This window comes from Herbaspirillum frisingense GSF30 (assembly GCF_000300975.2).
In the GTDB taxonomy this organism is placed as follows: Bacteria; Pseudomonadota; Gammaproteobacteria; order Burkholderiales; family Burkholderiaceae_D; genus Herbaspirillum; species Herbaspirillum frisingense.
Genome location: NZ_AEEC02000030.1, coordinates 56425 through 62866, shown reverse-complemented (window position 1 = coordinate 62866; position 6442 = coordinate 56425). Strand labels below are relative to the sequence as shown.

General features: G+C 67.2%; 8 protein-coding genes. 5 read left to right on the top strand and 3 right to left on the bottom strand.

Annotated features, from left to right (window positions below; translation table 11 throughout):
• Positions 1-162: 162 nt before the first annotated feature.
• The 3 genes from HFRIS_RS18430 to HFRIS_RS18420 all read right to left on the bottom strand — a co-directional run bounded on the left by HFRIS_RS18430 (position 163) and on the right by HFRIS_RS18420 (position 2883).
• Positions 163-1440, bottom strand: a complete 1278-nt coding sequence (locus tag HFRIS_RS18430) for an ABC transporter permease (RefSeq protein WP_006712864.1) — start codon at positions 1438-1440, stop codon at positions 163-165.
• Entirely contained in the window at positions 1437-2171 is a 735-nt protein-coding gene (locus HFRIS_RS18425) for an ABC transporter ATP-binding protein (RefSeq protein ID WP_006712863.1), read from the bottom strand. The genes HFRIS_RS18430 and HFRIS_RS18425 overlap by 4 nt, the downstream gene beginning before the upstream one ends.
• Positions 2172-2298: 127 nt before the next feature.
• Positions 2299-2883 carry a DUF2796 domain-containing protein gene (locus HFRIS_RS18420; RefSeq protein ID WP_006712862.1) on the bottom strand — a complete coding sequence of 195 codons (585 nt, stop codon included), beginning with the start codon at positions 2881-2883 and terminating at the stop codon, positions 2299-2301.
• 272 nt (positions 2884-3155) lie between these two features.
• Between HFRIS_RS18420 and HFRIS_RS25965 the strand changes: the two genes are divergently transcribed.
• The 5 genes from HFRIS_RS25965 (at position 3156) to HFRIS_RS18395 (ending at position 6430) form a co-directional block, all read left to right on the top strand.
• Positions 3156-3287: a hypothetical protein gene (locus tag HFRIS_RS25965; protein WP_256385243.1), complete on the top strand. Its 132-nt coding sequence runs from the start codon at positions 3156-3158 to the stop codon at positions 3285-3287.
• Position 3288: 1 nt separating this feature from the next.
• Positions 3289-4140 carry a metal ABC transporter ATP-binding protein gene (locus tag HFRIS_RS18410; RefSeq protein WP_006712860.1) on the top strand — a complete coding sequence of 284 codons (852 nt, stop codon included), beginning with the start codon at positions 3289-3291 and terminating at the stop codon, positions 4138-4140.
• On the top strand, positions 4137-5021 hold the full coding sequence (locus HFRIS_RS18405) for a metal ABC transporter permease (RefSeq protein WP_006712858.1): 885 nt from the start codon (positions 4137-4139) through the stop codon (positions 5019-5021). Before HFRIS_RS18410 ends, HFRIS_RS18405 begins: the two co-directional genes overlap by 4 nt.
• Positions 5022-5052: 31 nt before the next feature.
• Complete coding sequence (locus HFRIS_RS18400) at positions 5053-5985, top strand: metal ABC transporter substrate-binding protein (protein WP_006712855.1); 933 nt, start codon at positions 5053-5055, stop codon at positions 5983-5985.
• Between the two features lie 127 nt (positions 5986-6112).
• The gene (locus HFRIS_RS18395; RefSeq protein WP_006712853.1) at positions 6113-6430 is read left to right on the top strand and encodes a putative quinol monooxygenase; all 318 of its coding nucleotides are present in this window, start codon (positions 6113-6115) and stop codon (positions 6428-6430) included.
• Positions 6431-6442 lie beyond the last annotated feature (12 nt).

Here is a 6442-nt window from a genome sequence, read left to right as displayed (position 1 = left end):
GCCTGCGCTGCCGTGGTTGTTGGTGTTGGCGGCAGGCGCCGTTGTCGGCGCAGCTGCCTGGGCGTCGGCATGGCCCAGCAGGCGCACGCCGGTACCGACCAGGAGGCCGGCGGCGACGATGCCACCTATCCAGTAAAGAGTCTTCATCTTGATACGTCCAGATCAGATTTTCGGGGTCAGGCCGTCGGACAGGCTCAGGCGATACGCCCGCAAGCCCGGCAGCAGGCTGGCCACGAGGCCGGCCAGCACGGTCCAGAGCAGCAATTGTAATTCGCCCGGCCCCGGCCATGAGGGCTGCAGCAGGATGCCGAAGTGGTCCGCCAGCAGCGGTCCCAGCGCCCATTCCAGCGCGCTCAGCAGCACCAGCCCGGCCAGCACGCCGGCCAGCATCACGCCCAGGCCCTCCACGCACAGCAGCAGGAACACATCCAGCGGGCGCGCCCCGACCGAGCGCAGGATCGCCAGCTCGCGCCGTCGCTCGCCCAGGCTGGCCATGATCGCCGCCACCAGGCCGGCCAGTCCCACCACCATCACCATGCCGGAGACCACCAGCAAGGCGTTTTCGCCAATGCCCACGACATCCCACAACTGGTCCAGTGCCACGCCCGGGAGGACTGCCATCAAGGGCTCCCTGAAGCCATCACCATCGGCGATGTCACGCTGCAGGGCGAACACCCTGGCGCGGCTCTTCAGGCCCACCAGCACGGCGGTGATGCTGGTGGGGGTGAGGTCGAATTTCTTGACGAATTCGGCCGGGATGTGCAGCCCCGGCATGGGCGCGCCGCCTTCCCAGTCGAGGTGGATGGCCTGCATGCCGTCCAGCCCGATATGCACCGTGCGGTCCACCGGCGTGCCAGTGCGCGCCAGGATGCCGACCACCTTGAAAGGCTTGTCCGCATGCTGGGTCAGGCTGCGGCCGCCGACGCTGCCCATGCCGTGCGAGAGGATGATCACATCGCCCAACTGGTAGTGAAGCTTCTCGGCGACCTCGGCGCCCAGCACGGCATCGAAGACGCCGCTGAAAGGCTGGCCCTGGGCCAGCTTCAGGGGCAAGCCGCTGCCGTAGCGGAAATGCCTGAAGTAGTCGCCATTGGTGGCCAGCACCGGGAAGCCACGGTGCGAGTCCCCCAGCGAGATCGGAATGGTCCAGGCCACGGCCGGATTGCGCGCCAGCGTGAGCGCGCTGTCCCAGCCCATGTTGTTGGTGGCCCCGCCGATGCGGAAGATGGCATACAGCATCAACTGGATGGGGCTGGTGCGGGCACCCACCACCAGGTCGGTGCCGGATACCGATTGCGAGAACCCGGCCCGCACTTCGTGGCGCACCCGTTCGATGCCCAGCAGCATGGTGGTGGACAGGGCGATGGCCAAGAGCATCAGGCCCAGCGTGAACCGACGGTTCCAGGCGCTGTGGGCGGCCAGGCGCAGCAGCAGCTTCATGCGGCCTCCTCGGGACGGGCGGCGTGATTGATCTGTTCCAGCGCGATGCGGCGGTCGAAGCGCTCGGCCAGGCGCTGGTCGTGGCTGACGAACACCAGTGCCGCACCGCTCTGCGCGCATTCGCGCTGCAGCAGGTCGAGGAAGGCTTGCTGGCGGTCGCTGTCCAGGGCCGAGGTGGGTTCATCGGCGACGATGATCTCGGGCCGTCCGATCAGCGAGCGCGCTGCCGCCACCCGTTGCTGCTGGCCGATGGAGAGCTGGGTCACCGGGCGCTTCCAGAGCGCCGGCGCCAGGTCCAGGGCCGCCAGCAGCGCCTGCGCTACCGTGGTCAGGTCGGCCCCCTGCTGGCGAGCACGCTCCTTGCGGTAGGCCGAGAACTGGCAGGGCAACAGCACGTTGTCGATGATGGAGAGATATGGCAGCAGGTTGAACTGCTGGAAGATGAAACCGATATGGTCCACCCGGAAACGGTCGCGGCGCGCCGCCGAGAGCGTGTGCAGGGGCTGTCCCAGCACATCGATCTGCCCGGCCTGGGGCACGATGATGCCGCCGATGGCGGCCAATAGGGTGCTCTTGCCGCTGCCGCTGGGACCGCTGACGAAGACATGTTCGCCCGCCGCCACCTGCAGCGATTCCAGCGCCAGGGCCGGGTGATCCTGGCCGGGCCAGGTGAAGCGGAGCGCCCGTATGGCGATGGCGGCGGCCGGGGAAGGGGGAGCGGAAAAATTCATGACCAACCGGAAGGACAGGAAAGGCGACCCGCGCGGGACGGATCGCCAAGGATAGCCGCTGCGGCTGTCAGGGGCCTGACGGCGGCGGGCGGCCCGGGATCAGTGCATCGGGTTCAGTTCAGTGGACTCAGTTCAGTGGAATCGATGCAGTGCCCGGCACCAGTTGCGCGGCCCCTTGCTTCTTGGGGGTGGCCAGCTGCACGTCGATGCGCTGGAAACCGGGGAAGGCGGCAAACAGGCCGCTGGCGTCCACCGTGGTCAGCGCACCGGGGGTGGCGCAGACCAGGGTGAAATCGGCATCCAGGTCGGCATGGCCGTCAGCAGGGGCGGTCGGCGCGCTGGCGGGAGTCTTTTCTCCCAGCAGGGCCGGTGGCAGCACGGCCGATTCCAGCTGGATTTCGGCCGGCTTGCACTGGGCCGCGGCATCGGTGACGAACAGGCGGCCGACGTCGCGCAGGGTCTTGGCGGCGGCGCGTACGGTGTCCTTGTCGCGTGCGCTGTTGGCAGCGTGTTCGAAGCCGACCACGTTGATCAGCGGGGTATCCAGGTGCAGGGTCAGGGTGTTGCCCTCCAGCGCCAGGTCCAGCTTGCCCACGCCATGCACGTGCGCCGGATGGTTGCCATGATGGTCGTGCGCATCGTCGGCCGCCAGCGCAGGCAGGCTGGCCAGGGACAGGAGGAGCAAGGGCAGCAGGGGACGGGAACGGAACATGGGTGGCTTTCGTGTACGTATCTTGGGTGGATGGGATGACGGTAGACCGTCTATGGCTCTCGGAGCACAGCATTGGAGCACAGCAGCTAGCCCGCATTGTGACCCGGCCGGGACCGAAAATTCAGGCTTGTTACATTCTGCAACAGGGTTGCATTATAATGCGTCCTTTCCCTGTTTCTGCAACTCGGTTGCGCAAGGGGCATCCGCAGGCGCGGCCGCTGGCCGCCGCTGCGGTCTGCCCGGGTACCCTTCATTCTTCTCAGGTCTCTGCCGTGTCGGTTTTCTCTCGTTTTCTCTTGAAGCAAGGCGTGCTCGCCAGCCCGTGGTGGCAGCGCGTGCTCGCAGTCCTGCCGGTGCTGCTGCTGTTGTGGCTGGGCGTGCACTGGGCGCTGGGGGAGGGCTGACATGGATGCCGCCATCTCGCTGGACAACCTGACCGTCAGCTATCGCCGCCATCCGGCCTTGCACCACGTCAACGGCAGTTTCGCACGCGGTTCGCTGACCGCCATCGTCGGCCCCAATGGCGCCGGCAAGAGCACCTTGCTCAAGAGCATGCTGGGCCTGGTGCCCTGCAACGACGGCCGGGTCCATACCCATGTCGATGCGCGCCGCATCGCCTACCTGCCGCAGCAGGCCGAGATCGACCGCAGCTTCCCCATCAATGTGCTGGATTGCGTGCTGCTGGGTTACTGGCAGGCCAAGGGCAACTGGGGCGGTATCGATGCCGCCATGCGCGCCCGCGCCATCCAGGCACTGGCCGCCGTCGGGCTGGACGGTTTTGCCGGGCGGGCGGTGTCGAGCCTGTCGGTGGGGCAGTTCCAGCGCGTGCTGTTTGCCCGCATCCTGCTGCAGGATGCCGAGGTGATCCTGCTGGACGAACCCTTCAATGCCATCGATGCCCGTACCACCGGCGACCTGTTGCGCATCATCTCGGCTTGGCATGCGGAATGTCGTACCGTGATCGCGGTGCTGCACGACCACGACCAGGTGCGTCGTGCCTTCCCGCAGACCCTGCTGCTGGCGCGCAATGTGGTGGCCTGGGGCGAGACGGCCGAGGTGATGTGCGAAGACAACCTGCAGCGTGCCCGCGCCATGGCCGAAGCGGTCGACGAGCATGCCGGCGTGTGTGCAGTCAGCGAGGCCGAGGTGCTGGCGTTGTCCGGCGCATTGCGGCCGGCGCATGAACATGCCCATTCCCATCCGCACGGGCAGGCGCAGCATCCGCATCCCGCCGTCGCCAAGGGAGGCCTGCAATGAGCGTGCTGACGACCGTCCAGCAACTGGCGATTGCGCCGTTCCAGGAATTTTCCTTCATGCGCCGTGCGCTGGTGGCCGCTTTCGCGCTGGCCCTGGGCAGCGCCCCGCTGGGCGTGCTGCTGACCCTGCGCCGCATGAGCCTGTTCGGCGAGGCCCTGAGCCATGCCGTGCTGCCGGGGGTGGCGGTGGGTTTCATCTTCTTCGGCCTGTCGCTGCCGGCCCTGTCGATCGGCGGGTTTGCCGCCGGCGTGCTGGTGGTGGCGGTGGCCGGCTGGATCAGCCGGCACACCGAGCTCAAGGAAGATGCCAGCCTGGCCGCCATCTATGTGGTGGCGCTGGCGCTGGGCGTGATCCTGATCTCGCGCCACGGCACCCAGCTCGATCTGCTGCACATCCTCTTCGGCAATGTGCTGGGCGTGGACAGTGAAGGTCTGGTCCTCATCGCCGGCGTGGCCAGCGCCAGCGTGCTGGGCATTGCAGGCCTGTATCGCGGCCTGCTGCTGGAGAGTTTCGATCCCTCGTACATGGCCGTGGGCAGCCGCAGTGGCGGGGCGATCTACCAGCAGGTGTTCCTGATGCTGGTGGTGATGAACCTGGTGGCGTCGTTCCAGACCCTGGGGACCCTGATGGCCGTGGGGCTGATGATGCTGCCGGCGGTGTCGGCCCGGCTGTGGCACGACACGCTGCCGGCACAGCTGTGCAACAGCGTGCTGCAGGCGGCGCTGGCGGGGTATGCCGGGTTGCTCATTTCCTACTACGCCTCGGTGCCGTCCGGGCCGGTCATCATCGTCTGCGCCGGCGTGCTGTACGCCGCCTCGCTGCTGTTTGCGCCCCGTGGCTGGCTGCCGCGCCTGCTGCGCCGGCCCCACCTGCAGGCTTGAATACCTTCGTTTTTCCTTCCCCGGAGCTACCATGAAACTGTTTCGCCCCCTCTCTGCGCTGCTGGCCGTGCTGGCCCTGGCGCTAACCCTGCCGGCCGTTGCCGCCGAGCGCATTCCGGTGCTGGCCAGCTTCAGCATCCTGGGCGACATCGTCGCCAACGTCGGCGGGGATCGCATCAGCGTTTCCACCCTGGTGGGACCGGATGAAGACGCCCACGTCTTCCAGCCGGCGCCGGACGACATCAAGGCGGTCGCGCGTGCCCGACTGATCGTGGTCAACGGCCTGGGTTTCGAAGGCTGGATGGAGCGCCTGGCGCAATCGGCCAACTATCGCGGCCCCATCGTGGTGGCCTCGGCCGGGATCAAGGCCCGCGAACGCGTGGGGGATGACGAGGAGGAGCATGATCACGGTGGCGCACATGCGCACCACGGCAAGGACGATCCGCACGCCTGGCAGGACCCGCAGAACGTGATCGTCTATACCCGCAACATCGCCGCCGCGCTGGCCAAGCTGGACCCGGCCGGCGCCGAGGTCTATCGCAGGAACGGCGAGGCCTACGTCGCCAGGCTGCAGGACCTGGATGCCTGGGCGGCCCGCCAGTTCGGCCAGATTCCCGACGCCAAGCGCAAGGTGATCACCTCGCACGATGCCTTCGAATACTTCGGCGCCCGCTACAAGGTGCGCTTCCTGGCGGCCCAGGGTGTTTCCACCGATAGCGAGCCCAGCGCCCGCGATGTCGCCGCCCTGATCCGCCAGATCCGCAGCGAAAAGATCAAGGCCCTGTTCTTCGAGAACATGAGCAATCCCAAGCTGCTGCAGCAGATCGCCCGCGAATCCGGCACCGCCCCGGGCGGCAAGCTCTACGCCGATGCGCTCTCGCCGGCTGCCGGCCCGGCGCCGGATTATCTGACGCTCATGCGCTACAACATCACGCAGTTGCTGGAAAAGATTCGTCTGAACTGAGGCCTGAAGCGGGTGCCGGGCACCGTCTCCCTCCCGAAAGGGCAGGCGGCGTCCAAATCGCGTATGCTGATGGCCCGCGCCGCCAGGCTGGCGGCATGTCCATCAACAACATCAGGAGAATCCCCGCATGAGCACCGTTACCGTCGTCGCCATCATCACTGCCAAGCCCGGCAAGCGTGAAGACCTGCTGGCCCTGGCCCGCGCCAACCTGGCCGCCGTGCGCGCCGAAGCCGGCTGCATCGAATACGGTCTGGTGGTGGATGTCGACGGTTTTGGCCCGAACCAGGCGCCGATGGGGCCGGATACCTTCGCCTTCGTCGAGAAGTGGAAGGACGAGGATGCCCTGCGCCTGCACTTCACCCTGCCGCACATGCTGGATTACCGCGACAAGTCCAAGGACCTGATCGCCGACCGCAAGGTGCACGTGCTCAAGTCGGCCGACTGAAGCGATCCTGCT